Origin of the sequence: Bifidobacterium callitrichos, from assembly GCF_008698085.1 — a bacterium.
In the GTDB taxonomy this organism is placed as follows: domain Bacteria; phylum Actinomycetota; class Actinomycetes; order Actinomycetales; family Bifidobacteriaceae; genus Bifidobacterium; species Bifidobacterium callitrichos.
The window spans coordinates 712,718-739,110 of sequence record NZ_RZJP01000001.1 but is presented as its reverse complement, the minus strand read 5'-3'; the positions used below and the strand labels follow the sequence as shown (position 1 = coordinate 739,110).

Below are 26,393 nucleotides of genomic sequence, written 5' to 3'. Positions count from 1 at the left end.
TGACATCGGAAAGGAATCATCATGGCCGACGTGTACCAGCCCGTCGAGGAATTTACCGCCCCCGCCCCGCTGCGTGCGAAGGGTGACGTCATCAACCACTACGCCGCGTTCTTCAACCGCAACGACGAGGAGCTTTACCCGCAGGACATCACCGACGACATGGCCGCCGATTGGCTGAACCACGAGGTGCCGTTCTTCGAATGCGCCGACCGGCTCATCGAGCGCGTCTACTGGTTCCGCTGGTGGACGTTCCGCAAGCACATCACCTCCACCCCGGAGGGACGCATCATCACCGAGTTCCTGCCTGACGTCTACTGGGCGGGCGCCTACAACTCCATCAACTGCGCCAACGGCCATCACATCGCCGAGGCCCGATGGCTCAGGGACGGCGGCGACCTCGTGCGCAGCTACGTGAACTTCTGGTTCCGCGGCTCCGGCGACGAATTGTCCTACTCGTCCTGGGTGGTCGACGCCGTCACCCGATACGCGGTGACGCGCGGCGACCGCGAGTTCGCGATCGGGCTGCTCGACGATTTCGTGCGGTTCTACCACACCGTCGAGGAACGCAACATGACCCGCTACGGCCTGTTCTGGTCGTACGACGACCGTGACGCGATGGAGGACTCCATCTCCGGATCGGGCCTGCGTCCCACGCTCAACAGCTACATGGTCGCCAACGCGCGCGCCATCGCGACCATCGCGCGTTGGGCCGGCCGGCAGCCGCTCGCCGACGAATTCGACGCCAAGGCGTCCGCCCTGACCGGATTGATCCGCGAGGAGCTGTGGGATCCGGACGGACGCTTCTTCAAGGTCCTGCCGTTGGACGAGCGCGACGGGATCCTCGCCGCGACGGACTTCGACGACGTCGACCCGATGCGCAACGTGCGCGAGGAGATCGGCTACATCCCGTGGGCGTTCGGCATCGCCGACGCGAGGCACGAGGAGGCATGGCGGTTCCTGGACGACCCGGACCACTTCGCCGGTGCCGCGGGCATCCGCACCGCCGAGATCAGCCACCCGCGATACATGAACCGTGATTCCGCGCATGAGTGCCAGTGGAACGGCCCCTGCTGGCCGTATGCCACCACGCAGACGCTCAATTCGATGATCGCCGAGATCCGTTCGGGACGCCACGGCGTGGCCGAAGCCGACTTCCTGCGCGAACTGCGCCGCTACGCGGGCATCCATGTCCGCTACAGCGACAACGGCGAGGTCCTTGACTGGATCGACGAGGATCTCGACGCCGACACCGGCGCGTGGATCTCCCGCGACCAGCTCGAGGCGTGGCAGTGGCGCGAGGACAAGGGCGGCTACGAACGCGGCAAGGACTACAACCACTCCGCGTTCGCCGATCTGGTCATCTCCGGTCTCGCCGGCGTGCGTGTCGATGAAGCCGGCAGAGGCGCTACTCTCATCGTGACGCCGCTCGCCACCGGTCATGCGATGCCGTACTGGCGCCTGACCGACCTGCCGGTCGGCGGCACCACCGTCGACATCTACTACGACTTTTTGGGCGACCGATACGGACATGGTTCCGGACTCACCGTTCTCATCGATGGCCGTACGCTCCACGACGACTCCGACCATCCCTCGATCACCGTTCCACTGCCTGCCTACGTGCAGTGACGCGGAACGTAGTCGACCCACGAAAAAGTTAACGGACGGTTCACTTGGATGTCGGGTTATATCACCCGGCGACACACCCGCGACGGTTAGGCTACGAAAGCGTAGAGCATCATAGGCGTGACGTTGTAGGAGATGGGACCGTGCAGTCTTCGGTGGGAATCCGCGAGCGTATCGATCACGTATACCCTTCGCTTCGCCCGGCCGAACGGGCCGTCGCGCGTTACATCCGCGATCATATCGAAGAGGCGGCGGGATTGACCGTCGGCCAGCTCGCGGAGGCGACGCACGTAAGCCAGCCCACGGTCATCCGCTTCTCGCGCAAACTCGGTTTCGGCGGCTATCGCGAACTGCGATACGTGCTGCGCCATCCCGAGGCGGAACATCAGGTGACGTTCGATCCGCTCGAAGGATTCGACCTCAACCCGTGGGACAGCCCCGAGGATGTGCCGGCCAAGGCCGCCGCTGGGGCCGCCTCGCTCATCGAGGAACTTCGCCGTTGCCTCGATGTCAAGGCGTTCCGCAAGGCGACGGCGCTGCTGGCCGACGCGCATGCCATTGATATCTATGGTGTCGAGAACTCGCTGGTCCCGGCCACCGATCTGTTCACCAAGCTGATGTATCTGGGGCTCGATTGCCGCCTCAACACGGACGCCTACCTGCAGCAGATCGGAGCGGGGCACCTGCGTGATCAGGATGTGGCCATTGCGTTCTCGCATTCCGGCTCATCCGCGGACACCGTCAAAGCGTTGCGTCTGGCCAAATCCGCAGGCGCCCGTACCATCGCCGTGACCAACCATATCGGCTCGCCCCTCGCCGGATCGGCCGATGTCACGCTGATCACCGGATCAAGTACGCAGACGATCTACGGCAATGCGATCTTCTCGCGCGTGGCCCACATCGCGCTCGTCGACATGCTGTACATGGGCGTGATCCTGTCCGACTACGGCCGGTTCTCCACGGCGCTCGACCAGTCCGGTCGGATGATCGCCGACCGCGAATACCGCAGCTGACTTCTAATCTGCAGGGAATCTGTAGGTTGTCGATTCGTGTCGTTCCACCCCGGCTATTACAATGTCACGAGTTTGGCCCCGTAGCTCAGCTGGATAGAGCAACTGACTTCTAATCTGTAGGTCGCCGGTTCGAGCCCGGCCGGGGTCACCGGCAAAGCCCTTGGAATCACCGTGTTTCCAAGGGCTTTTTTCATTCTTTTATCGGATTGCTTCGATTACTTCGGGATTGCTTCGGGACAACATCGGACAACATCGGCAACTGTTTTTTTCCGGAAACACCCCTAAGGGTGTAAGGGGTGCAAGAGCATCCTTCACGCTATAGACTGACCGTAAGTGTGCGCGACGAGAGATGCGCCGATGTCCGCCAATGGCGACGAATGCAAGGAGAAGGGTCATGCCACCATCACATCCGATGATCGAGGTGCGGCATCTGCGCAAGGAATATCCCACCGCGGATGAGACCGTGGTCGCGCTTGAGGATGTCAACCTCGCCATTCCCCGCGGCCAGATTTGCTGCATCTACGGCGAATCCGGCTCCGGCAAATCCACGCTGCTCAACCAGCTCGCAGGCATGGAGAAGCCCACGCGCGGAGGCGTGCGCATCGGGGGAGTGGTCGTCTCCGCACTTGATGAGAACGAGCTCGCCGCCTTCCGTCAGCGTCATCTGGGATTCGTCTTCCAGTCGTACAACCTGCTGCCGAACCTCAACGCCGTCGAGAACGTCGCGATGCCGCTCATGTTCCGCGGCGTGCCGAAGGATCGTCGCGAGGCGGCGGCACGCGGCATCCTCAAGCGCGTCGGACTCGGCAGGCGGCTCACGCACTATCCGACGCAGATGTCCGGCGGCCAGCAGCAGCGCGTCGGCATCGCCCGCGCGTTCGTCGCCAGACCCGAGGTGGTGTTCGCCGACGAACCGACCGGCAATCTCGACTCGAAGACCAAGGTCGACGTGATGGAGATGATCTGCTCGTTCGCGCGCGACCTCAACCAGACCATCGTGCTGGTCACGCACGACGACAACATGGCGCAGTACGCCGACCGCATCGTCACCCTGCTCGACGGGCGGGTCGTCGATGATCGACTCACCGGAAACTGACCGAATACGGAAAACACAGGCACACGAGGCCAAGGAAGCAATCAAGGAAGCAACCCAAGGAAGAAGGAGAGACACACCATGACCACACGAGGAACGAAGGGCCCGGACTCCGGAGCCGCAGTGCCGATGGCGTCGGCGTCACGTTCGGGCGCACGCATGCCGCGCACGCTGATCGCCCTGTTGATGACGCTCGCCATGGCGCTCATGCTTGCCGCCTCCCCGCTGGCGCCCGCGGTGCGCATCGCCCATGCGGAAGGCACGAACGTCGCCGCCGGACAGGCGACGTCAGGCGGCTCTGGTGCCGCCTCGGGAGCCTCCGGCTCCTCCGGAGGTGAATCCACCACGCCGATCGCCGGTCCCGTGCCCAACGTCATCATCACCAACTTCACATACGGCGAGGGCTCGGTCGCGGTCGGCAGCGACTTCACGCTTTCGTTCACGTTCCAGAACAAGGGCAAGGTGGCGGTGAGCAACATGGTCGTCACCGTGGATGGCGGTGAGAACTTCGCCATCGCCGGCGGCACGAACACGTTCTACTTCGATGCGCTCTCCGCCGGCCGTTCGGCCACGCAGAGCGTGCCGATGCAGGCACTGCCGGCCGCGAAGAGCGGCGCGCAGGGCGTGACCGTGAGCTTCCGCTACGAGTACGTGGACTCCGGCTCGCGCTCCTCCAGCTCCTCCGACATCAGGATCTCCGTACCGGTCTCCCAGCCCGACCGGTTCCAGCTCGACGCCCCCGTGCCGCCCGAGGATGCGACCGTCGGCAACGAGACCACCATCACGATGAACTACGTGAACAAGGGCAAGGGTGACATCGCCAACGTCGAGGCGTCGATCGAGGGCGACGGATTCGACACCACGGCCAAGACCCAGTACATCGGCAATGTCGCCTCCGGCGCGAACGGTTCGATCGGCTTCGCGTTCACGCCCACGCAGTCCGGCGAGCTCCAGGCCAAGCTGCACATCGCCTATGAGGACTCCGACGGCAAGGCCCAGTCCAAGGACTTCCCGGTGACCGTGAACGTCGCCGACGCCGCCCCCATGCCCGCCGGCGCCACGACGTTCGAGGAACCCCAGCAGAATCAGGGCATGCCCGCATGGGCGTGGGCGGCCATCGCCGTGGCCGTGATCGTCGTGGTCGTCCTCATCGTCGTGCTCGTGCGCCGCCGCCGCAAGAAGAAGGCGAAGAAGAGCGAGATCGACGAGGAGTGGGATGAGTGGAACAAGCCCGACGGCGACGGCAAGACGGGCCCGTCCGATCCCGCCGACGGTGCGTCTGGCGCATCCGTGGCCGCGCAGACCGCACCCGTTCCCGCACCGTCCTCCGCATCCGACCCCGAGGCAACGCAGCTGATCGCCACGCCGCAGACCCCGTCCGTCGCAGGGGATGGGCCCGCGGATCAGGCTCAGGCGCGCCGCGCACGCAGGGGTCGCGCATGAGTTTCGCCGACATCCTCAGACTGTGCGTGCAGAACCTGTTCCGCCGCAAGTCGCGCACGATCCTCACCGTCCTCGGCGTGATCGTCGGATGCTGCTCGATCGTGCTCATGGTCTCGTTCGGTCAGGGCATCACCGAGCAGAACGAGCGAAGCCTCAAGGCGATGGGCGATCTGTCGGTCGTCACCGTGTACACGTCCGGTGGCGGTGGTGGCATGGGCATGATGGGCGGCATGGGCGGCGCCTCGTCGTCCTCCGTCGGGTCCGGTTCGGTCAAGCTCGACGACAAGGCGGTCGAATCCTTCCGGAGCCTCTACGGCGTCGAAGGCGTCACCCCGGTCAGGAACCTGCAGTACAACGCCACCGCCAAGGCCGGTGCCGGCGGACGCTACATCTACGACAGCATCCAGATCATGGGCATCGACATGAGCCAGCTCGACACGATGGGCTACACCCTCGAAGGGGGTGAGAAGCCCGTCGGCGACGATCAGATCCTCGCCGGAGAGAACGTGGCCTACGGCTTCATGGACTCGCTGCACAACGGTTCCCAGCGAGCCCGTTCCGACGACGGCTCCTGCGTCTTCAACGAGTCCACCGGACAGTGCGAGACGCCCGAAGGCGAGCAGCCGTTCTTCAACCCGCTCATCACGCCGCTCACGCTCGTCACCGGCGCCGACTATCAGGGCGATCCGTACGTGCAGCGGCTGTACGGCGGCGGCTCGGGCGCGTCCGGAGCGTCCGGCGCGGCATCCCAGTCGCAGAACGTCACCGTCGATTTCAAGGTCACCGGCGTGCTGAAGGGCGACTACAACAAGGGCTACGCCACCAGCGACGGACTGGTCATGGACCTGAAGACCATGCAGGACCTCATCAAGAAGATCGACCCGTCCGCCGCCTCCAAGTCCGTCACCTACGATCAGGTGCTCGTCAAGGCCGCGGACCTGTCCGAAGTGCCCCAGGTCGAATCGCAGCTCAAGTCGATGGGCTACGAGACGTCGTCGTACGAGGACCTGCGCAAGTCGATGGAGGAGGGCACTCGCGTCATCCAGCTGATCCTCGGCGGCATCGGCGCGGTGTCGCTGCTCGTCGCCGCCATCGGCATCGCCAACACTATGGTCATGTCCGTGTCGGAGCGCACGCGCGAGATCGGCATCATGAAGGCGCTCGGCTGCTATGTGCGCGACATCCGCGTCATGTTCCTGACCGAGGCCGGTGCGATCGGCTTCTTCGGCGGTGCGATCGGCGCCGCGTTGAGCGCGTTCGTCTCGCTCGGCATCAACGTGGGCGGCATGTGGCTCTCCAGCATGTCGTCCTCCTCGTCCGACGGATCAGGGTCAGGCTCAGGCGGCGGCGCGTCGTTCGGCACGATGGTCTGGCAGGCGATCGTCGGAGGCGAGGACGTGACCCGCTACTCGGTCATTCCGTGGTGGCTGTACCTGTTCGCGATCCTCTTCGCGACCTGCGTCGGCCTGCTGTTCGGATTCGGACCGGCCAACAAGGCCGTGAAGATCCCCGCGCTGGACGCCATCAAGAACGAGCAGTGAGCTCCTCGCGGATGCGTGCGATGATGCTCCCGACGGTCAGGCCGTAGCGTTCGTTCAGCTCGGCAAGCGGGATTCGGTCGGTGAACTCCTTGTCCGCGCCGAAGTTGAGGACGCGCGGGGAGCGCGGATCCCGGGCGGGATCGGATTGCGGCGCGTGGTGATTCGCGTAGTACGCGGTCACCTTCTCGCCCCAGCCGCCCTCGAGCTGACCGTCCTCCAACGTGACGACGAGCCGGTGATCCGCGCGCAGCGATTCCATCGTCACCGTGTCGAGCGAGGAGCACTGGCGTGGGTCGATGAGCGTCGCGTCGATGGGCGTGTCCGCGTAGGACAGCGTGTCGACCACCGCTTCGGCCAGTGGATACGTGTTGCCAAGCGCGATGATCGCCACGTCGGCTCCCTGATGGTCGATACGGTATCGCAGCATCTGCGCGGCATCGCCCGCCTCCGCAGTCGCGGATTCGCCGCGCAGCACCTCCTCGGGCGTCACTGCGCGTCCCAGCGCGCGCTCACGGTCGAGGATCGCCTGACCGGGCACGCGGATCACCACCGGGCCTTCCGGCGTGCCTTCCGCTCTCGTTGTGTCGGCTGGCATGGTCGCCCATGCGAGATCGGCCAGATAGTCGCGCGTCGAGGTCGGCACGAGCATCGTCACGCCGGGGATGTTCGCGAATATCGTCACGTCGTACGCGCCCGAATGCGTGTTGTCCGAACCGGACAGGCCGCCGAGGAAGTCGAGGACCGTCATGCGTGAGCGGTTGAGGCTCATCTCCTGGAAGAACTGGTCGTACGCGCGCTGGAAGAACGACGCGGTCGTCGCCACCACCGGCGTGCCGCCCGCCTTGGCGATGCCCGCGGCGAACGTCACCGCATGCGCCTCGGTGATGCCGGTATCCACGTAATGCGCGCCGGCGCGCTCGCGGAACTCGTGCGTGATGCCGTTCGAGCCCGGTGTCGCGGGGGAGATGACCACCAGCCCCGGCTCCGTGGGGAAACGGCGCTCCAGTGCGGCCATCGCGAGCTTGCCGTAATGCTTGCGCGGATCGTCCGGACGCCCGATCGCCCTGTCCGGCGTCTGCCAGTGCGACGCCTCGCACTGTCCCTCGTGCGGATCGTGGTCGGACAGGTTGCAGTGGTCCGAGTGCCACGGCTCGACGTGCGCGAGGTTGCCCGTCTCGTTGACGCCGGTATCGGTCGCGTGGGCGACCTCGCGGCTGGTGTCGTCCCCGGATTCGAGCCCCGCGCCCTTGAGCGTGTGGATGTGCACGACCACCGGGTGGTCGATGCCCTTGACCTCCTCGAACGCGGCGACCAGCGCATCCACGTCGTTGCCGTCGGCCACATACCGGTAGTCCAGTCCGAACGCGTTGAAGATGTTCGGCTGCGCGGTGCCGTTCGATTCGCGCAGACGCGCCAGCGGCCCGTACATGCCGCCGAAATCGCCCGCGATCGACATCTCGTTGTCGTTGAACACGATGATGAGGTTGCCGCCCTGCTCGGCCGCGTTGTTGAGTCCTTCGAACGCGATGCCGGAGCTGAGCGACCCGTCGCCGATCACCGCGATCACGTTGCCGATGCCGGCGTCGTCGTGGTTCGCCGCGGCCCGCATGTCGCGCGTCTTCGCCAATCCGCACGCCAGCGAGATCGACGTGCCGGTGTGACCGAGCACGAACTGGTCATGGACGCTCTCGTCCGGGTTCGTGAATCCCGTCACTTCGTCGAAGCGCGACGGGTTGAGGTACGCCTGCGCGCGTCCGGTGAGCATCTTGTGCACATAGCTCTGGTGCGAGACGTCGAAGACGATGCGGTCATACGGCGAATCGAAGACGCGATGCAGCGCGACCGTCGCCTCCACCATGCCGAGATTCGATCCGATGTGGCCGCCGTGCGCATGCCCATACGCGATCAGCGTGGAACGGATCTCGCCGCACAGCTCATGCAGCTCGCTATGGGACAGCGCCTTGACGTCGTCAGGGCCGATGATGCGGGACAGCACGTCGCAGCGCCCGGTGACCGCCGCATCGGGCCCTCCGCCAAGTCCGCCGTTGGCATCATCCACCGTACCGGTCATATCCATCCCCATACCTACCGTGCGCCCTTCCTCTCGAATGTCTTCCGAGGGCAACAGCCTAGACGATTCCCTCCGGCATTACACGCACGCATCGCAATGCGCCCAACATCTTCGTATATACATACACCCGCCGTATGTCTGGACCGCACATGGATCGAAACGGATCCTTACACGGCATCGCGATCGGACGTGAGACAATGAAACGGCAGGTGCGGCACCGAAGTCGCGCCGCACGCCGGAGTCATGCCCCATGCCGTCCCGTGTGCGGACATGTCGATCCGCCGCGCGATCGAAGGGCAACCCGAACGAAAGGAACTCCGATGAAGGCCGTATACGCAGCCGCAGTGAACAACGACAACCCGCTCTCCGCACTCGCCGTGGGCGATATGCCCGACCCCGAACCCAGGCCGTACTGGTCCAAGATCTCGGTCAAGGCCGTGACCGTCAACCACCACGACCTGTGGAGTCTCAGGGGCGTGGGACTCGCCGCCGAACAGACCCCGATGATCCTCGGCACCGACGCGGCCGGCATCCTCGACGAGGACATCCCCGTGCGCCACGGGCTCAAGGCCGGCAGCGAGGTCGTGCTCTACACGTTCGTCGGCACCGACGGCGCCGGCGTCATGCCGGGGGAGCGGCGCACGATCCTGTCGGAGAAGTACGCCGGCACGATGGCGGACAGGACGCAGGTGCCCAGCGCCAACGTCTTCGCCAAGCCCTCGAACCTCACCATGGTCGAGGCCGCTGCGCTCGGCACCAGCTGGCTGACCGCCTACTCGCTCGTCTTCACCGCCGCAGGCGTCAAACCCGGCGACACGATCCTCGTGCAGGGCGCGGGCGGCGGCGTCTCCACCGCGGCGATCCAGCTCGCGCACGCCGCCGGCCTCGAGGTGTTCGTCACCTCACGTTCCGCGGACAAGCGAGAGAAGGCGCTCGCGCTCGGCGCCGACGCCGCGTTCGAGACCGGCGCGCGACTGCCGCGCAAGGTCGACGCCGTCATCGAATCGGTCGGCGCCGCCACATGGTCGCATTCGGTGAAGTCCGTGCGCCCCGGCGGCACGATCGCCGTGTGCGGGGCGACCACCGGCGACCAGCCCGGAGCCGAACTGACACGCGTGTTCTTCCAGGACATCCGCGTGCAGGGCAACACGATGGGCTCGCGAGAGGACTTCGCCCGCCTCCTGCGCTTCGTCGAGCACGTCGACCTGCACCCGGTCGTCGACTCGACCTTCACCGGCCTCGAATCCGCGCCCGAGGCGTTCGCGCGAGTGGTCGGCGGCGACATCTTCGGCAAGGTCGCGATCAGCCTGTAGGGCGCTTCCGCGCGGACCGCATAGAGGAGTACAGTAAGACCGTATTCTCAATAACGCGGAGGTAAATGATAATGACGGACACCAAGCCCGAAGTCGCCGTCGTCATGGGCTCTTCCAGTGACTGGGAGACCATGAAGCGCGCCTGTGACATCCTCGACCAGTTCGGAGTCGCCTACTTCAAGCAGGTGATCTCCGCGCATCGCACGCCGGAACTCATGGCCGACTTCGCGCACAACGCGCGCAAGAACGGTCTCAAGGTCATCATCGCCGGAGCCGGCGGCGCCGCCCACCTGCCCGGCATGATCGCCGCCCAGACCACCCTGCCCGTCATCGGCGTGCCGGTGCGCTCCCACGCGCTGTCCGGCTGGGACTCCCTGCTCTCCATCGTGCAGATGCCCGGCGGCATCCCCGTCGCCACCACCGCCGTCGGCAACTCCGGCGCCACCAACGCGGGCCTCTTGGCCGTGCAGATGCTCTCCGCATTCGACGAGGGGCTCGCCGCCAAGCTCGAGGACTACCGCAACGAACTCAAGGAGAAGGTGGCCGAATCCAATGCCCAGCTTGTTTGAGGAAACCCACGGCGCCACGCAGATGCTCCAGCCGGGCGCGACGATCGGCATCATCGGCGGCGGCCAGCTCGGCCGCATGATGGCGCTGTCCGCCAAGTACATGGGCTTCCGCATCGGCGTGCTCGACCCCACCCCGGACTGCCCGACCGCGCAGGTCGCCGACTTCCAGATCGTCGGCGAATACGACGACAAGACCGCCATCCACGATCTCGCCGAGAAGTCCGACGTCCTGACCTACGAGTTCGAGAACGTCGACGCCGAATCGATCGACGAGGTGCGCCATCTGGTCGCCGCCCCGCAAGGCACCGACCTGCTGCGCGTCACGCAGGACCGCATCAACGAGAAGACGTTCATCAACAAGCACGGCATCGAGACCGCTCCGTGGCGCGAGGTCAACGACTTCGACGAGCTCGAGGCCGCCATCGACGACCTCCACTACCCGTGCGTGCTCAAGACCCGCTCCGGTGGCTACGACGGCCACGGCCAGCATGTGCTCAGGAACGATATGGATCTGGAGAAGATCCGCGCCCGCGGCGATCGCGGCGGCGGCTTCCCGCCGTCCATCCTCGAAGGCTTCGTCGACTTCGCGTTCGAGGCGTCGATCCTCGTGTCCGGCAACGGCAAGGACTACGTCACCTTCCCGATCGTGCGCAACGACCACCGCAACAACATCCTGCACATGACGATCGCCCCGGCCGAGGTCGACCCCTCGATCGCCAAGACCGCGCACGAGATGGCGCTGGCCTTGGCGAAGGGCTTCGAACTGGCCGGCACGCTCGCCATCGAGCTGTTCGTCACCAAGGACAACCGCGTCATCGTCAACGAGCTCGCCCCGCGCCCGCACAACTCCGGCCACTACACCATCGAGGCGTGCTCGATCGACCAGTTCGACGCGCACATCCGCGGCATCGCCGGATGGCCGCTCATCCAGCCGAAGCTGCTGAGCCCGGCCGTCATGGTCAACGTGCTCGGCCAGCACGTCCTGCCCACGCGCGCGCAGATCGCCACGCATCCCGAGTGGAACGTGCACGACTACGGCAAGGCGCAGCTGCGCCACAACCGCAAGATGGGCCACATCACCGTCCTGACGGACGACACGGCCCGCACGGTCGCCGAGCTCGAGGCCACCGGCTGCTGGGATGATCTTCAAGCTTATGCGCGCCCGTTCGTCAAGCCCATGCCCGCTGGTGCTCCGGCCGCCGGGAAATCCGGGAAAGAGGCGTGACGGTTCGCATGGTTGAACACATCGAACGTCAGACCAAACAGAAGGACGCGATCCGAGCCGCGCTCGCCGACTGCGACGAGTTCATCTCCGCGCAGGACCTTCACCGTCGGCTTGAGGATTCGGGATTGCGGATCGGGCTGGCCACCGTGTACCGGCAGCTCAACGCGCTCGCCGACTCCGGCGCCGCCGACACGATCCGCCTCGACGGCCAGCAGCTGTTCCGCCTGTGCGGCGACGACGGGCATCACCATCATCTGGTGTGCCGCAAGTGCGGGCGGACCGTCGAGATAGACCCGCCGAGCGAGGCATGGCTGCGCAAGGTGGCCGAGGGCCACGGCTTCACCGTCGAAAGCCACACGCTGGAGGTCTTCGGCCTGTGCCCCGAGTGCCAGCGGGAGCAGTAAGCGACGGTCAGATAGCGGCATTAAACAGCGAGGCCTCGGCCATATGGTCGAGGCCTCGCTTATGTGGTGTGCAGTGCGGATTCGGACGATACGCGATCATGGCTCCTCGATGATGATGTGCTCGGGCTGCGGCTTTTCGATGAACATCGTCATATACCAAGGCATGTAGGTGATGGCCGGTTGATCGTCGTCGACGGATACGTTGTCTGCGCACAGCACGATCGCTTGGCCCAGCCCCCATTCCCTGACCGCCAGCAGATTGTTCAGGGCCGCATGCCTCGTGTAGTCCTTGCCTGATTTCGCTTCGATGGGAATGACCTGTCCGTTTTGCTCGATGAGAAAATCCACTTCGCCGATCCGCGCGCGGTCGTAATAGTAGGGCTCGAGCCCATGGGCGAGCAATTCCTGGGCTATCAGATTCTCCAGGAAGCTGCCCCAGTTGATGCCGGCATCACCGGTAAGCAGTTCGCGGCGCGCGTCTCCCATACCGAATGCGCTCAGCAGACCGACATCCGCCATGAACACCTTCATCAGGCTCCGGTGCTCGTTGATCTTCAGAGGGCTGACCGGTTCGGTCACGTTGCGGCAGGGAATGACCACGCCGGCGTCCGCGAGCCACATGAAATCGCTGGCGTAGCGTTCCATGCGTGCGCTTTTGGACAGGTCGGCGAGAACGAACCGCTTGTTTTTCTTGTCGAGCTGAGAGGGGATCGCGTCGAAGATGGAGCGGATGTGCATCTTGGTGGCGGCGTATTTGGCGATGTCCTGACGATACAGATCGAGAATGCCGCGCTGCACATTGAATACGGCACGCAGGTCATGTGTTTCGACGAAGGACGACACCGCGGCGGGCATGCCTCCCACGACCATGTAGCGACGGAACAATGTGAGCAGACGTTCATGCACGGGCGCCGGCACCGGCGTTTTGGATGTGAAGCATGCGTGGGTGCGATCGATGATGGGTTTCTGGATGCCGTTGGCGTAGAGGAATTCCTCCAGCGTCAGCGGGTACATGGTCAGCTTCTCCTCGTAGCCGACCGGGTATGAAGGGACCTCCTTGTATGAGACCCCGAGCATTGAACCGGATTCGATGTAGTCAAACCGTCCGTCATCCACGAGGAACTTGATCGCGGTGCGGGCTCTCGGACACTCCTGTATTTCATCTAGGAAGATCAGGGTGCGTCCGGGGGCGAAGGGACGGTTGCTGTAGACGGACAGGTTCGTGATGATGGTGTCGGCGTCGAGATCCCCGGCGAAGGCGTCAATGGCGCTCGGTGTCTCTAGGAAGTTGATTTCGAGCACTACGTCATAGTATTCCGCCGCGAACTGGCGAATGAGATATGTCTTGCCGACCTGCCGCGCGCCGTCGACGAGCAGAGCGCGTCTGCGCGGGTTTGCTTTCCACTCCACGAGTCGTTCCCAAACGGTTCTTCGCAATGTCATTGACGATCCTTGTTCTGTGACGTTTCACAAGTAATCGTATCTGTATATTGCGACGTTTTACGTTATATAAAGGATGGGTTATGCGACGTTATAATATATTTTCAGTGGATGATTTGCGACGTTTTTCATGATACGACATGATCCTATTGCACGAGTTCACCCATGCCTTGCGCTGTTGGTCGCATATGGTTACCGGTTTCGCTGCCCGTCGCCGTCGTGGGCACTGTCGATGACCTTCCGCGCGCAGCGGGGGCACGGGCCATAGATTTCCAGCTCATGGGCGACGTTGATGTAGTGCAGTTTGGCCGCCGCCTGATCGATCCACTGTTCCAGCCCTGGAATCTCGATTTCTATGGTCTTCCCGCAACTCCGGCACATGATGTGGTGGTGGTGACGATGGTCGGCGCAGGCGTGATACAGGGGGTTTCGCCGTTGATGTGAATGACGTCGAGCTTGCCTTGGCTGGCCATCATCTGCAGATTCCGGTATGCGGTGGTGGTGCCGATGCGCGTGCCTCGGTTGCGTAGTATGTCGGTGATTTCCTGGGCGGTGGCGAAGCGCGACAACTCCGACAGCGTCTGCTCGATCAGCATGCGTGGTCTGGTGATGCGGGGGTTGGGCGGCTGCGCTGTTCGCTCGTTGCGCTGTTGCTCCTCATGATCGCTCACTGCATTCCTCCCCTCCCCTGGATAGTGATAGTGGTTATCGTTTATGAGACAAGTCGAGTGGTGCTGCTGGGAATCCATGGGTCGGCCGCCACGACCGTATCGGTCCGGCGTGCCGGTGTCGCCATATCCGTAGGCTGGCGTGACATGATGATGCGCCCCGATCGGCGGAGAACGATGTATTCGATCGGGGCGCAAGTGGTGGTTCAGGGGCCGGCTCGGGACGACGCCGCGGGTATGGCTCAGTGAGCCAGGATCTCCGTGGCGATCTCCTTGCCGCTCATGGACGCCGGGTAGTAGGTGGGCCAGTTGTCCATCTCCTTCAGGGTCTCCTCTTGGGAGGCGTTACCCATGAAGATGTGGAAGTGCGCGGACTTGCCCGGTGCGATGCCGTGATCGGAGAACTGCACGACCTTCGGCGCGCCCTCTGGCACGTCGCCGGTGGCGGTGAACAGGAAGCGCACGCCGCGGTTGCCCTTCGCGTAGTCGAGGATCCTGAATCCGTCGTACTTGTAGGTTGCGGTCGCGGTCTTGCCACCGCGGGTGAAGCTCATCTGGTTGCCCTTGATGACGATCTTCTCAACATCGGTCTTATAACCGGTGTCGTAGTACTGCTTGTACTCCTCGGCGGTCATGTCGCCCTTCTTGGCCTTCGCCTCCATCACCGTGTCGAGCGTGCCGTCCTTGAGGAACGGGTACACCGACTGCCATTCGCCCTCGTAATCGGACAGGGTGCGGTCCTTGACGTCCTGCGTGAGGAAGAAGCCGTTCGTGGTATCGGTCGCCAGCGCCTGCTTGGCGATCAGGGTGAGCCATCCGAGCAGCGTCTTCTGGTTCTCGGGCAGCTGCTCGGTGGCGGAGATGATCGTCTTGTTGCTGGAGATCGCGGCTTCGTTGAGCTTCTTGGCGAAGCCACCCATCTCCTGCGGGTTGACGACGAGGATGTCCACGTCGTCGCCGGCCACGGTGTCCATCGCGTTCTTCAGGTCGGCCGCGGAGGGCTCGGCCTCGCTGTTCATCGCGTTGGTGTAGGTTTCGGGGGTCTTGTCGGTCGCGCCGATGTAATCGAGCAGGTAGCTGATAATCGACTCGGTCGCCACGTAGTTGCGCTCGACTCCCGCGGCGCGGCCCTTGTTCACCAGCGCGACGAAGTCGGCGTATTCGCCGTTCCACTCGTTGAAGTGACGCTGCACGGTGGCGGCGGTCTTCGAGTTCTCTCCGGCCTCGGCGACGTAGGCGTCGTTGATCGCCTCGGCGGCCTTCAGCACGGCTTCGGGGCTGAACCACACGTGGGGGTTCGTGGAGCCGTGGTGATGGTGGTGATGACCTTCCTCGCCTTCGCCGCCCTCTTCGTGCTCGTGGGAGTGCTCCTCGGTGGCGGTGATGCCCATGAGGTCGCCCACGTTGACGATGCGCTGCCTGTTCTTGTCCAGCTGAGCCTTTTCCGCCCAGCCATCGTAGCCGGCGCCGTTGAGCACGACCACATCGGCCTTGGCGAGCTTGGCCAGGTCGGCGGCGGTCGCCTCATAGTCGTGCGGATCGGCGGAGGTCGAGTTGATCAGCGAGGTGACTTCGGCACAAGAGCCGCCGAGTTGCTCGGCAAGCGAACCCCACTGGTTCACCGAGGCGACCACGGTGAATGTCGTGTCGCAGGAATCCTTGGCGCCGGCCGACGCTGCGGTCGCAGTACCTTCGGCGCCGTTCGAGGATGCCTCGTTCGGCCTCAGGAACGCCACGGCTCCCGCGATGAGCCCGGCGAGCAGCGCGCCGACGATGAACGCGACGATGACGTTGACCGTGCCGTTGCGGCGAGCGGTTCCGTCGACGGTCGGGGTGGTGTCCGTCTGGATGTTGTGATCAGTGTGGTGATTAATATTGGGGCCGGGCTGACTGGTGTTCTGATCGGTCATGTCGGTCCTTCTTTCTACTTGATTCTCTGGTTCTTTGGTTTTTTGATTTCTCTGATTGGTGTTGTTGCGGAAGCCGAGTGGACGAGGCTTTGCCTCTTACGGTTTCACGTATCCTTTGCGTACGGCTGCGGCGAGGTTCTGCGGAACCTGTACCATCTCGCCTTCGGGGGTTGTCACCGTGGCGAGCTGCGGTGCCTGCACCTTCCATTGGGATCGGCGTGTGCGCGTGTTCGCGCGAGACTTCCTTACTTTCGGCAATGCCATCAGCCCTGCCTCGCTTTCCATCGGGGGTTCTTCTTGTTGATGACGTACAGATGCCCGCGCCTGCGCACGATGACGGAGCCGTCCTTGCGCGCCAGCGAGCGAATCGATGCCTTGACTTTCATGGTGTTGCTTCTTATCTACGGTTTGTGGTTCACCAGCTGGATTTGGTGACGCCGGGCAGTTCGCCCTTGTGTGCCTTTTCGCGCAGGTTGATGCGCGACAGCCCGAATTTGCGGTTGAAGCCGCGGGGGCGGCCGTCGATGGAATCGCGGTTGCGCAGTCTGGTGGGGCTGGCGTCACGCGGCAGGGCGTGTAGCTTGCGCATCGCCTCGGCGCGTTCCTCGGCCGTCAGGTGCGGGTCGACGCTGTCGTGCTTGTACTGCGCGCGTCGCTCCGCGAACTTGGCGACCATGCGCTCGCGTTGCAGTTGTCGGTTGATTTTGCTGGTTTTGGCCACTGTGATGCTCCTTGGGAATGGGCGGATTCATGTCTTAGGCAGATTTTTCGTTACTTAGGCACCTTGCCGTCGTGTCACGCACGGCCGATGGCTGTATTCGTACGGTTTTGCGTATGCGTTCCACGGCGGATGTGCCTAGGAAACGCAGAATCTGCCTAAGAAACGACGGCGTGGTGGATATGGAGACGGCTTATCGGGTTTCCCGGAAGACGACTCGTCTGCGTACCACCGGATCGAACTTCAGCAGTTCGAGTCGGTCCGGCGTGTTGCGTCGGTTCTTGCGGGTCGTGTAGGTGAAGCCGGTCCCCGCCGTTGACTTAAGGGTGATGACCGGTCGGATCTCCGATGATTTGCTTGACATGGTTGTCGCTTTCGTTGGTGTGGTTCTGCGGACGTGATCGTCGGTTGGTTGCCGTCGCGGGTTCAGCGTCCGTGTGACGCGCGGCGTTCGATGCGTGCCAAGGCCGCTTCGATGCCGATGCGGTCGATGGTCTTCATGCCTTTCGCGCTGACCGTCAGTGTGACGTAGCGCCCCTGCGAGGGAACCCAATACCGCTTGGATTGCAGGTTCGGGCTGAAGGTTCTGCGGGTTTTCCTATGCGAATGGGACACGGTGTTGCCTGTGGAGGCATGCGTGCCCAGCAGTTGACATTGTTTGGGCATGTCCACGAGTGTACCATAATGATAATCATTATCAACAAACGTGTGTCGTGAAAGGGAAACGCATGATTCATCCATCGCTGGGATATGGGGAAAATGAGGCCGGAAACGTCGAAGGCTTCACTCCGGTGGTGTTGCTCACCGGAGCTGACAGGCTGAGTCTTGACGCGGCGGTCTTCTCGCTGGTCGACTCGCATCCATCGGTCTGTTCCATCGTCTACGACGTGCGTCCGGACGAAGCCGCCGAATCTGGGATCGTTCTCGTGCGCAGCGTCTCGTACGCGGGTGTGGATGGCGTCCGGATCGGCGAGTCGGAGACGTTGTCTGTGGATGACTGCTGCCTGTCGTGCTCGGTCAAGCATGACGCCGGTCGGGCGCTTGGGCAATTGCGCGACCGTACCGACGCGTTCCTGATCGTCCTGCCCGTCGGCATGGAGGCGGTGCCGGTGATGCAGTATCTCGAGGACTCCTTCCGGCTGGACGCATGGGGCGAGGCGATGCGTGTCGCCGCTATCGCCGGTGTCGTCGGATTGGATGAATTCGAGGAGCGGTTCTTCGATGACGATCGCCTGTGCATGTATGGCGTGGGGGAAGAGGGTGTCTTCGACGATCGTTCCACGGGTGCCGTGGTCGTACGTCTGATTCACGAGGCCTCGCATGTGCTGCAGCTTCCCGTGGTCGGCGCCGGCTGCCTCACGCGCCATGTCGATGCGGTCGGCGAATGCCGCTGCCGCGAGATCGTCCGCGCCGTGGCGGCTCGCGGTGCCGTGGTGTACGAGGATGCGCACGATGTGTCGCTCGATGATCTGGTGGTGAGGTCGGAGGACGTCGTCGAGTCGGTCTGACGGCGTGTTCTCCTATAGGACTCCTATGGGACACGCCGATTACTAACGCAAATGATAATAATTCTCAATACGTGTTATGCTGTCGTGTCGGTGACCGGTTGAGGGAAGACCGAACGGCCTGTCCCAGGCCTCAGGGGTCCTTGGACCCTAGGCCTCTAGGCCCCAGTCTGGACCGATCGCGAAAGATGTCATTGCAGGTGCAATAGAGAGGAACGCATCATGACTGTCATGTCCAAAGCCAAGCGCGCGCTCGCGCTCGTCGTCGCTTCCGCCGCACTGTTCTCGGTGGCGGCATGCGGATCCGGATCATCCGCCTCCGCCGGAAACGCGGCCGACTCCGCCAAGTCCGATGCCGCCGCAAGCGGCAAGATCGAGGTCGTCGCCTCGATCAACCAGTGGGGCTCGCTCGCCCGCGACCTCGGCGGCGACCACGTCGAGGTCACCAACATCATGACCAAGACCGATGTGGAGGCCCACGACTACGAGCCCACCGCGCAGGACGTCGCCAAGTTCGGCTCCGCGAAGGTGGCCGTCGTCAACGGCGCCGACTACGACCCGTGGGCGTCGAAGGCCGCCGAATCCACCGACGCCACGCTGGTGGACGCCGCCGAGACCGCCGGCATCAAGGAGGGCGACAACCCGCACGTGTGGTTCTCCGCCGATGTGCGCGATTCCACCGCCGATGCGATCACCGCCGCCTACCAGAAGGCCGATCCCGACAACAAGGACGCCTACGCGGAGCTCAACAAGCAGTGGCATGACAAGGAGGACGAGCTCGAGAGCAAGATCGAGGAGACCTCGGCCAAGACCAAGGACCTGCCGTACGCCGCCACCGAATCGGTTGCCTGGTATCTGGCCGACGACCTCGGCATGAAGGATGCCACGCCGACCGGCTACGCGCAGGCGTCGGCCAACGAGAGCGAACCGTCCGCAGCCGACATCAAGGCGTTCCAGGACGCGCTGAAGGACGGCAAGTCCATCAAGGCGCTGGTCTTCAACTCGCAGGAGGCCAATTCCACCACCGACCAGATCACCTCCGCCGCCAAGGAGGGCGCCGTGCCGGTCATCGAACTGACCGAGCAGATGCCGCAGGAATATGATGACCTGCTCGATTGGATGAGCGCGCTCGTCGACGACTTCGCATCCGCGGTGAAGTAGTGAGGTAATCGGGGAAGAGCGGATCGAGAAGGGTCCACGGTCGAATATCAGGGGAAGGCCCCCATATGAATCAGGGTGTCTCGGGGATGGTCCGAGGCACCCTTTCCGTTAGAGTGAATGGTTGAGAAACCGTGTGGAAACCGTGTGGCCTATGGTTTTCCCAAGGTTAACGGAAGACAATATGCGACTGGACAACAGGTGAACCATGCTGTGCGGCGTCGTCGCACGGTTCCGTCATGCCATGTGGGGGCATGACCACATACACATATGAACGGCCATGAACGGAAACGGCAACCGAACGTAGGAGTGGAACGGGCAGTATGAAGCAGCAATCGGACGCGGAAACGATGGGTGACATGACGCGTGGGAGCAACGTCGCGGGCGCTGGACGCCGTTCCAGGGAGTTCCCCGGCTGGTTGTACGGTATCCTGTTCATCCTCTTCGACATTGCTGCCGTGGCGATCCTGGAGGTCGGCGTGAGTCTCGGCGCCTCCTCCCGCGTGACGCTCTCCAGCCCGGACGTCGGCTGGGACTTCGTCGGCAAGATGTTCAACGTGCACGGCCCGAACTTCGTCTTCCTGCTCAACGTCCTGCTGGTCGGCGTGCTGTATCTGGCGCTGCTCATGCTGTTCAACCGGTTCTGGATCGCGACTCCGGTGCTCGTTGCGGCCGCCATCGTCGTCGCGGTCATCGAGCATTTCAAGATCTCGATCCGATACGAGGCGATCCTGCCGTCCGACCTGAACTTCCTCAAGGCGGACGCCGGTAATCTCATGGGATTCATGCCGGCCGGCGCGCATTGGACGATCCTGCTGGCCATCGCGGTGTTCGCGGTGTTCGTCGGGCTGTTCGTGTTCCTCAACCACATCGACGCGCGTCGCGGCCGCATGTTCCGCGGTTCGGACCGTCAATCGAAGTCGATCAACGCGATCGCGCGACTGCTGCTCATCCTCGTGCCCGGCCTGTTCTTCGGCCTGTACGCGATGCAGGTGAGCACCGTCGGATCATGGGCGAAGAGCCTTGCCACCGCGATGGGCGACAAGCCCTCGATGTGGGATTCCGTCTACGACGCGCAGCGCAACGGCCCGCTCGTCGCGTTCATGCGTCAGGTCAATCCGAAGGTGATGGACAAGCCGTCCGATTACTCCGAGGAGACGATGAAGCAGGTCGTCGCGCGCTACGAGAAGGCCGCGAAACAGATCAACGCCTCCCGCAAGTCCAGCCTGACCGATTCGACCGTGATCTACGTGCTGTCCGAATCGTTCTCCGACACCTCCCGCGTGCCCGGGCTCAAGGTCAACAAGGATTCGATGCCGAAGATCCGTGCGATCAAGGAGAGCACCACCTCCGGGCTCATGCTCTCGTCCGGCTACGGCGGCGGCACCGCGAACCTCGAGTACATGGGCCTGACCGGCCTGTCGATGGCGAACTTCGACTCGTCCCTGACCAGCCCCTACCAGCAGCTCGTGCCCGGCGAGCACTGGACGCCGACCATCAACCAGATGTGGGGCGCCGCGAAGAACTCGATCGGTCTGCACCCGTACGAGTCGTCGATGTACTCGCGGGCCACGAACTACAAGAAGTTCGGCTTCTCGCACTTCTACACGCTCACCGGACCGGACGTCATCTCCCATCAGGACAGGATCGACGACAGTCCGTACGTCTCCGACGCCGCGACCTATCAGAGCACGCTGGAGGAGGTCGAGAAGAGCGACTCCAACCAGTTCCTGCAGGTCATCACCATGCAGAACCACATGCCCTACCACGAGTGGTACAAGGACAACGACTTCACCGCCGAATCCACCACCGGCGAGCCGCTCGGCAAGGACGAGCAGGAGTCGATCGAGACGTACCAGAAGGGTCAGGCGATCACCGACGAGGCCACCGCTGACTTCCTCGACAAGCTCGACAAGCTCGACAAGCCGGTCACCGTGGTCTTCTACGGCGATCACCTGCCTGGCATCTACTCGTCCGCCAGCGAGGACGACAACAACTCCCTCGCCCTGCATCTGACCGACTACTTCATCTGGTCGAACAAGGCGTCCGATTCGCAGGGCGTGAAGATCAACAACGCGGCCTACTCCTCGCCGAACTTCTTCGTGGCGCAGGCGGCCGAGCACATGGATGCGAAGGTCTCGCCCTATCTGGCGTTCCTGACCGAGATGCATGAGAAGATCGCCGCGATGGAACCGCCAGTCGTCAACAAGATCCAGGGCTGGGACCGCATCCCCGAAGGCCAGTCGATCTACCTCGATCACGCCGGCAACCCGATGGCGGAGAGTGATTTCGACGAAGAGACCAAGCAGCTCCTCGCCGACTACAAGCTCATCCAATACGACATCACCGACGGCAACAACTACCTGAAGGACACCGATTTCATGAGCCTGCCGTGACGTTTGCCACATGCGCACGCAGCGGGAACCACGTTGTGGCACGCCACCTACGCAAGGAACATTCGTGATGCCCTCGCGATGGCATCGTCCAGTGCCTTGAACCGTAAATTCGATGACAAACGGGGTTTGCGAACTGTGTCACAAGTCCGCAAACCCCGTTTGTCGTCATCTGCCTGTTACCGCCGATACCGTCATGGTCTCCGGCGGTCAGCGCTCCGGTATCACGCGTTCAGCGCCTTGGCGCCGATGTCGTGGCGGTAGAACATGCCCGTCGTGTCGAGTGCGTCGATGATCGCGTAGACCTTGTCCTGCGCGGCCTTGATGTCCGCGGCGGTGGTCTCGACGAGGAGCACGCGTCCGGAGGAGGCGACGAGGTTGCCGTCCGCGTCGTGGTCGACGCCGGCGTAGTAGACGTGCGAGGCGTCGTCGACCGGGATGGACGGGATGCGGGCGCCCTTGACGACGTGCGTCGGGTAGCCGTCGGCGGCGAGCACGACGCCGAGGGTGGCGTTCTCGCTGTCCCAAGTGAACTCCGGGGATTCCCCGACGAGGATGTCGGCGATGCCGCGTCCCAGATCGGAGGTGAGCTTCGGCAGGACGACCTCGGTTTCAGGATCGCCGAAGCGGGCGTTGAACTCGATGACCTTCGGGCCGTCGGCGGTGGCGATGAGACCCGCGTACAGGATGCCGGTGAACGGGGTCCCCTCCTCTGCCATGGCTTCGACGGTGGGGCGCACGATCGTCTCGATCGCCTGATCGACGACCTCCTGCGGAATCTGCGGCACCGGGCTGTAGGCGCCCATGCCGCCGGTGTTCGGTCCCTTGTCGCCGTCGTAGGCGCGCTTGTGATCCTGGGAGATCGGCATCGGCCAGAACCTGGTGCCGCTGACGAAGCTCATCAGGGAGAACTCCTGACCTTCGAGGAAGTCCTCGATGACGACCTTCGCGCCGGCGGAGCCGAAGCGATGATCGATGAAGATGTCGTCGAGCGCGGCGACGGCGGTGTCCTCGTCCATGGCGACGGTGACGCCCTTGCCTGCGGCCAGACCGTCGGCCTTGACGACGATCGGCGCGCCGTGCTCACGCACGTAGGTGACGGCCGGCTCGAGCGCGTCGAAGGTCGCATACTTCGCGGTGGGGATGCCGTGGCGCTCCATGAGTTGCTTGGCGAAGTCCTTGGAACCCTCGATCTGGGCGGCGGCCTTGTTCGGTCCGAACGCCTTGAGTCCGGCGGCGGCGAAGTCGTCGACGATTCCTTCGATGAGCGGCACCTCCGGGCCGACGAACGCCCAGTCGTAGTCGTTGTCCTTCATGAATTCGATCAGCGCCGCGTGGTTCGACTGGTCGATGTGCGTGGTGCGGATGCCGTCGAGATCCATGCCCGGGTTGCCGGGGGCGACGGTCACCTCCTCGACGCTTCCGCCGCGCTGAAGCGCGTGGGCGATGGCGTGCTCGCGCGCGCCGGAGCCGATGACGAGAACCTTCTGTCCCATGGTGATGTCCTTGTGTCCTTTCCGATGCTTCAATGCGATGAGGCTCCTCCTCTACGGGGGAACCTCATCGAAAACGTTGTGTGAATGCCGTCATCCGCGAACCGGAGGCTCCGGATGCGTCACAGACCCTTGTGCAGCTGCACGCGGGTGCCGTCGATGTCCTTGACGATCCTGCCGACGGTGTAGTGGCGCTCGTTCTCCGCGTCGAGCAGACGCTCGACCTCGGCGACCTTGTCCGGTTCGACGACAAGGACCATGCCGATGCCCATGTTGAAGATGTTGTACATCTCGAGCTCGTCCACCTCGCCCAGCTTCTGCAGCAGGCGGAAGATCGGCGGCACATCCCAGCTGGTGATGTCGAACGCGGCGGCCAGACCCTCGGGGATGATGCGCGGCACCTTCTCGACGAACGCGCCGCCGGTGATGTGCGCGACGCCGTGCAGCAGGTCGTCGCCGGCGAAGAGTGGCTTCAAGGGCTTGGCGTAGATGCGGGTGGGCTTCAAAATCTCCTCGCCCAGCGTCTCGCCGCCCAGCTCCTCGGGCTTGGAGTCGACGGTCAGGTCGTGGTCCTTGAACAGGATCTTGCGCACCAGCGAGTAGCCGTTGGAGTGGATGCCGGAGGACGGCAGGCCGATGAGCACATCACCTTCGGCGATCTTCGTGCCGTCGATGATCTTGGACTTCTCGACCACGCCGACCGTGAAACCGGCCAGGTCGTACTCGTCGGCGTCGTACATGTCGGGCATCTCGGCGGTCTCGCCGCCGACCAGCGCGGCGCCGGCGTCGACGCAGCCGTCGGCCACGCCCTTGACGACCTGCTCGAGCAGGGCCGGATCGTTCTTGCCGCAGGCGATGTAGTCGAGGAAGAACAGCGGCTCGGCGCCCTGGGCGAGGATGTCGTTGACGCACATGGCCACGCAGTCCTGGCCGATGGTGTCGTGCTTGTTCATCATCTTGGCGACCATGAGTTTGGTGCCCACGCCGTCGGTTCCGGAGACCAGCACCGGCTCCTTGTAGCCGAGGGAGGCGAGGTCGAACAGGCCGCCGAAGCCGCCGATGCCGCCGGCGCCCGGGCGGGCGGTGCGTGCGACGTGCGACTTGATGCGGTTGACGACTTCGTATCCGGCTTCGACGCTTACGCCGGCGTTCTCATATGCTTTTGGCATGTTGGGGTTGGCCTTTCTTGAGGGTTCTCTGAAGGGTTCTCGGGGGAAATCTGGTATTCGATCCGGTGCTCGCTAGACGAGGGCGTCCTCGGGCTCGTCGCCGTGCTTGGCGTCCTCGACGGGCGGCTGCACGGTGTTGTACTCGTTGCCGATGTACTTGCTCTTGTACAGCGCGAACTCGGGCAGGCGCACACGGTCTTCCGGCGTGAGGGACTTGAGGAAGTCGGCCTCGTAGTCGTCGAGCGCGGTGGGGTAGTCGCCGTTGAAGTAGGCGACGCACAGGCCGCCGTACGGAGCGTCGGCGTTGAGTCCGATCGATTCGATCAGACCGTCGAGCGACAGGAACGCGAGCGAGTCGGCACCGATGTACTGGCGGATCTCCTCCACTGACTTGTGTCCGGCGATGAGCTCGCGGGTGGTGGAGATGTCGATGCCGTAGAAGCACGGGTACTTGAGTGGCGGGGAGCTGATGCGCATGTGCACCTCGGCCGCACCGGCCTCCTTGAGCAGCTGGACGATGCGCTTGGAGGTGGTGCCGCGCACGATCGAATCGTCGATGACGACGACGCGCTTGCCCTTGACCACGCCGCGCACGGCGGACAGCTTCATGCGCACGCCCTGCTCGCGCAGCTCCTGCGTCGGCTGGATGAACGTGCGGGCCACGTACTGGTTCTTGATCAGGCCCATCTCGTTGGGTAGTCCGGACGCCTCGGCGTAGCCGGATGCGGCCGACAGCGAGGAGTTCGGCACGCCGATGACCATGTCCGCGTCGACGCCGGCCTCGGCGGCGAGCCTCGCGCCCATGCGCTTGCGCGCCGAGTGGACGTTGACGCCGTAGATGTCGGAGTCGGGTCGGGCGAAGTAGATGAACTCCATCGAGCAGATCGCCAGCTGCGTGTTGTTGGTGTACTGCACGATGCGGTAGCCGTGCTCGTTGACCACGACGATCTCGCCCGGACGGATGTTGCGCACGAGCTCGGCGCCGACGACGTCGAGCGCGCAGGTCTCGGAGGCCAGCACGTAGGCGCCGTTCTTCATCTTGCCGAGGGAGAGCGGGCGGAAGCCGTTCGGATCGAGCGCGCCGATCATCGCGTTCTCGGTCATCAGCAGGTAGGCGAAGCCGCCGTGGACCGTGTTGAGCGCCTCCTTGAGCTTGTCCATGAAGGTGCGCTGCAGGGAGCGGCGGATGAGGTGCATGAGCACCTCCGTATCCGAATTGGAGTGGAAGATGGCGCCTTCGTCCTCGAGCTTGCGGCGCAGGGACGGGCAGTTGGTGAGGTTGCCGTTGTGGCACAGGGCCACGTCCCCGTCGTGGAAGCGGAAGATGAACGGCTGGATGTTGTCCGTGGTGCCGGATCCGGCGGTTGCGTACCGCACGTGGCCGATGGCACGATCGCCCTTGAGACGCTGGATCTCGCGCTCGTCTCCGAAGACCTGGGTCAGCAGACCCAGTCCGCGGTGCCCGATGAGGTGACCGTGATCGTTCGATACGATACCGGCGCCCTCCTGTCCGCGATGCTGCAAAGCGTGGAGTCCGAAGTAGGTGAGTCGAGCGGCGTCGGGGTGTCCCCATACGCCGAAGATGCCACATTCCTCATGAATGTCTTCGAGTTCAGCCGACAAGCCAAAGCTCCTTCTCAAACT

25 protein-coding genes and 1 tRNA gene are annotated in these 26,393 nt (G+C 63.7%); 13 read left to right on the top strand and 13 right to left on the bottom strand.

Annotated features, from left to right (window positions below; translation table 11 throughout):
• The first annotated feature begins 21 nt into the window (after positions 1 to 21).
• From EMB92_RS03255 to EMB92_RS03230, 6 genes are all read left to right on the top strand, one after another.
• The gene (locus tag EMB92_RS03255) at positions 22 to 1,626 is read left to right on the top strand and encodes an MGH1-like glycoside hydrolase domain-containing protein (RefSeq protein ID WP_190973535.1); all 1,605 of its coding nucleotides are present in this window, start codon (positions 22 to 24) and stop codon (positions 1,624 to 1,626) included.
• Between the two features lie 140 nt (positions 1,627 to 1,766).
• Positions 1,767 to 2,636, top strand: coding sequence for a MurR/RpiR family transcriptional regulator (locus EMB92_RS03250; protein ID WP_043166870.1), 870 nt, complete (start codon positions 1,767 to 1,769; stop codon positions 2,634 to 2,636).
• A 74-nt stretch (positions 2,637 to 2,710) separates the two neighbouring features.
• Positions 2,711 to 2,784: transfer RNA gene (locus EMB92_RS03245), tRNA-Arg, on the top strand.
• 246 nt (positions 2,785 to 3,030) lie between these two features.
• The gene (locus EMB92_RS03240; protein ID WP_223847538.1) at positions 3,031 to 3,732 is read left to right on the top strand and encodes an ABC transporter ATP-binding protein; all 702 of its coding nucleotides are present in this window, start codon (positions 3,031 to 3,033) and stop codon (positions 3,730 to 3,732) included.
• Positions 3,733 to 3,858: 126 nt separating this feature from the next.
• A complete protein-coding gene (locus EMB92_RS03235; RefSeq protein ID WP_395951755.1) occupies positions 3,859 to 5,172 on the top strand; it encodes a CARDB domain-containing protein in 1,314 nt (437 codons plus the stop codon).
• Positions 5,169 to 6,713 carry an ABC transporter permease gene (locus EMB92_RS03230; RefSeq protein ID WP_150393736.1) on the top strand — a complete coding sequence of 515 codons (1,545 nt, stop codon included), beginning with the start codon at positions 5,169 to 5,171 and terminating at the stop codon, positions 6,711 to 6,713. Before EMB92_RS03235 ends, EMB92_RS03230 begins: the two co-directional genes overlap by 4 nt.
• Here the strand turns inward: EMB92_RS03230 and EMB92_RS03225 are convergent.
• Positions 6,697 to 8,784, bottom strand: a complete 2,088-nt coding sequence (locus EMB92_RS03225; RefSeq protein WP_223847537.1) for a 1-deoxy-D-xylulose-5-phosphate synthase — start codon at positions 8,782 to 8,784, stop codon at positions 6,697 to 6,699. The two genes, EMB92_RS03230 and EMB92_RS03225, sit on opposite strands and share 17 nt — an antisense overlap.
• A gap of 320 nt (positions 8,785 to 9,104) precedes the next feature.
• Here EMB92_RS03225 and EMB92_RS03220 point away from each other — a divergent pair, with 320 nt between their 5' ends.
• The 4 genes from EMB92_RS03220 to EMB92_RS03205 all read left to right on the top strand — a co-directional run bounded on the left by EMB92_RS03220 (position 9,105) and on the right by EMB92_RS03205 (position 12,295).
• Positions 9,105 to 10,097 (top strand): zinc-binding dehydrogenase, encoded by a 993-nt coding sequence (locus EMB92_RS03220; RefSeq protein WP_150393735.1) that lies wholly within the window; start codon positions 9,105 to 9,107, stop codon positions 10,095 to 10,097.
• Positions 10,098 to 10,168: 71 nt separating this feature from the next.
• Positions 10,169 to 10,666: a 5-(carboxyamino)imidazole ribonucleotide mutase gene (purE, locus tag EMB92_RS03215; RefSeq protein WP_043167070.1), complete on the top strand. Its 498-nt coding sequence runs from the start codon at positions 10,169 to 10,171 to the stop codon at positions 10,664 to 10,666.
• Positions 10,650 to 11,891 carry a 5-(carboxyamino)imidazole ribonucleotide synthase gene (purK, locus tag EMB92_RS03210; RefSeq protein WP_223847536.1) on the top strand — a complete coding sequence of 414 codons (1,242 nt, stop codon included), beginning with the start codon at positions 10,650 to 10,652 and terminating at the stop codon, positions 11,889 to 11,891. Before purE ends, purK begins: the two co-directional genes overlap by 17 nt.
• 8 nt (positions 11,892 to 11,899) lie before the next feature.
• Positions 11,900 to 12,295, top strand: a complete 396-nt coding sequence (locus tag EMB92_RS03205; protein ID WP_043167072.1) for a Fur family transcriptional regulator — start codon at positions 11,900 to 11,902, stop codon at positions 12,293 to 12,295.
• A 96-nt stretch (positions 12,296 to 12,391) separates the two neighbouring features.
• Here the strand turns inward: EMB92_RS03205 and EMB92_RS03200 are convergent, their stop codons facing one another.
• From EMB92_RS03200 to rpmB, 9 genes are all read right to left on the bottom strand, one after another.
• Positions 12,392 to 13,705, bottom strand: a complete 1,314-nt coding sequence (locus tag EMB92_RS03200; RefSeq protein WP_223847535.1) for an ATP-binding protein — start codon at positions 13,703 to 13,705, stop codon at positions 12,392 to 12,394.
• 222 nt (positions 13,706 to 13,927) lie between these two features.
• Positions 13,928 to 14,116 (bottom strand): hypothetical protein, encoded by a 189-nt coding sequence (locus tag EMB92_RS11800; protein WP_263390618.1) that lies wholly within the window; start codon positions 14,114 to 14,116, stop codon positions 13,928 to 13,930.
• Positions 14,089 to 14,406: a transcriptional repressor gene (locus EMB92_RS11795; RefSeq protein WP_263390617.1), complete on the bottom strand. Its 318-nt coding sequence runs from the start codon at positions 14,404 to 14,406 to the stop codon at positions 14,089 to 14,091. Before EMB92_RS11795 ends, EMB92_RS11800 begins: the two co-directional genes overlap by 28 nt.
• 239 nt (positions 14,407 to 14,645) lie before the next feature.
• Positions 14,646 to 16,313 (bottom strand): metal ABC transporter substrate-binding protein, encoded by a 1,668-nt coding sequence (locus EMB92_RS03190; protein WP_150393734.1) that lies wholly within the window; start codon positions 16,311 to 16,313, stop codon positions 14,646 to 14,648.
• 96 nt (positions 16,314 to 16,409) lie between these two features.
• Entirely contained in the window at positions 16,410 to 16,577 is a 168-nt protein-coding gene (gene rpmF, locus EMB92_RS03185) for a 50S ribosomal protein L32 (protein WP_150393733.1), read from the bottom strand.
• The gene (gene ykgO / locus EMB92_RS03180; RefSeq protein WP_043167076.1) at positions 16,577 to 16,699 is read right to left on the bottom strand and encodes a type B 50S ribosomal protein L36; all 123 of its coding nucleotides are present in this window, start codon (positions 16,697 to 16,699) and stop codon (positions 16,577 to 16,579) included. Before ykgO ends, rpmF begins: the two co-directional genes overlap by 1 nt.
• A gap of 29 nt (positions 16,700 to 16,728) precedes the next feature.
• Positions 16,729 to 17,034: a 30S ribosomal protein S14 gene (rpsN, locus tag EMB92_RS03175; protein ID WP_043167078.1), complete on the bottom strand. Its 306-nt coding sequence runs from the start codon at positions 17,032 to 17,034 to the stop codon at positions 16,729 to 16,731.
• Positions 17,035 to 17,224: 190 nt separating this feature from the next.
• On the bottom strand, positions 17,225 to 17,395 hold the full coding sequence (gene rpmG, locus EMB92_RS03170; protein ID WP_043167080.1) for a 50S ribosomal protein L33: 171 nt from the start codon (positions 17,393 to 17,395) through the stop codon (positions 17,225 to 17,227).
• 62 nt (positions 17,396 to 17,457) lie between these two features.
• Positions 17,458 to 17,697 carry a 50S ribosomal protein L28 gene (rpmB, locus tag EMB92_RS03165; RefSeq protein WP_043167117.1) on the bottom strand — a complete coding sequence of 80 codons (240 nt, stop codon included), beginning with the start codon at positions 17,695 to 17,697 and terminating at the stop codon, positions 17,458 to 17,460.
• 47 nt (positions 17,698 to 17,744) lie between these two features.
• On the opposite strand from rpmB, the gene EMB92_RS03160 reads away from it, so the two are divergent.
• The 3 genes from EMB92_RS03160 to EMB92_RS03150 all read left to right on the top strand — a co-directional run bounded on the left by EMB92_RS03160 (position 17,745) and on the right by EMB92_RS03150 (position 22,090).
• The gene (locus tag EMB92_RS03160) at positions 17,745 to 18,539 is read left to right on the top strand and encodes a hypothetical protein (RefSeq protein WP_223847534.1); all 795 of its coding nucleotides are present in this window, start codon (positions 17,745 to 17,747) and stop codon (positions 18,537 to 18,539) included.
• A 219-nt stretch (positions 18,540 to 18,758) separates the two neighbouring features.
• Entirely contained in the window at positions 18,759 to 19,697 is a 939-nt protein-coding gene (locus EMB92_RS03155; protein ID WP_043167083.1) for a metal ABC transporter solute-binding protein, read from the top strand.
• 347 nt (positions 19,698 to 20,044) lie between these two features.
• Positions 20,045 to 22,090, top strand: a complete 2,046-nt coding sequence (locus tag EMB92_RS03150) for an LTA synthase family protein (RefSeq protein WP_052119270.1) — start codon at positions 20,045 to 20,047, stop codon at positions 22,088 to 22,090.
• A gap of 221 nt (positions 22,091 to 22,311) precedes the next feature.
• On the opposite strand, the gene purD is transcribed toward EMB92_RS03150, so the two are convergent.
• The 3 genes from purD to purF all read right to left on the bottom strand — a co-directional run bounded on the left by purD (position 22,312) and on the right by purF (position 26,372).
• A complete protein-coding gene (purD, locus tag EMB92_RS03145; protein WP_043167088.1) occupies positions 22,312 to 23,583 on the bottom strand; it encodes a phosphoribosylamine--glycine ligase in 1,272 nt (423 codons plus the stop codon).
• Positions 23,584 to 23,702: 119 nt separating this feature from the next.
• Positions 23,703 to 24,749, bottom strand: a complete 1,047-nt coding sequence (purM, locus tag EMB92_RS03140; protein ID WP_043167090.1) for a phosphoribosylformylglycinamidine cyclo-ligase — start codon at positions 24,747 to 24,749, stop codon at positions 23,703 to 23,705.
• Positions 24,750 to 24,821: 72 nt separating this feature from the next.
• Positions 24,822 to 26,372 carry an amidophosphoribosyltransferase gene (purF, locus tag EMB92_RS03135; RefSeq protein ID WP_052119266.1) on the bottom strand — a complete coding sequence of 517 codons (1,551 nt, stop codon included), beginning with the start codon at positions 26,370 to 26,372 and terminating at the stop codon, positions 24,822 to 24,824.
• Positions 26,373 to 26,393 lie beyond the last annotated feature (21 nt).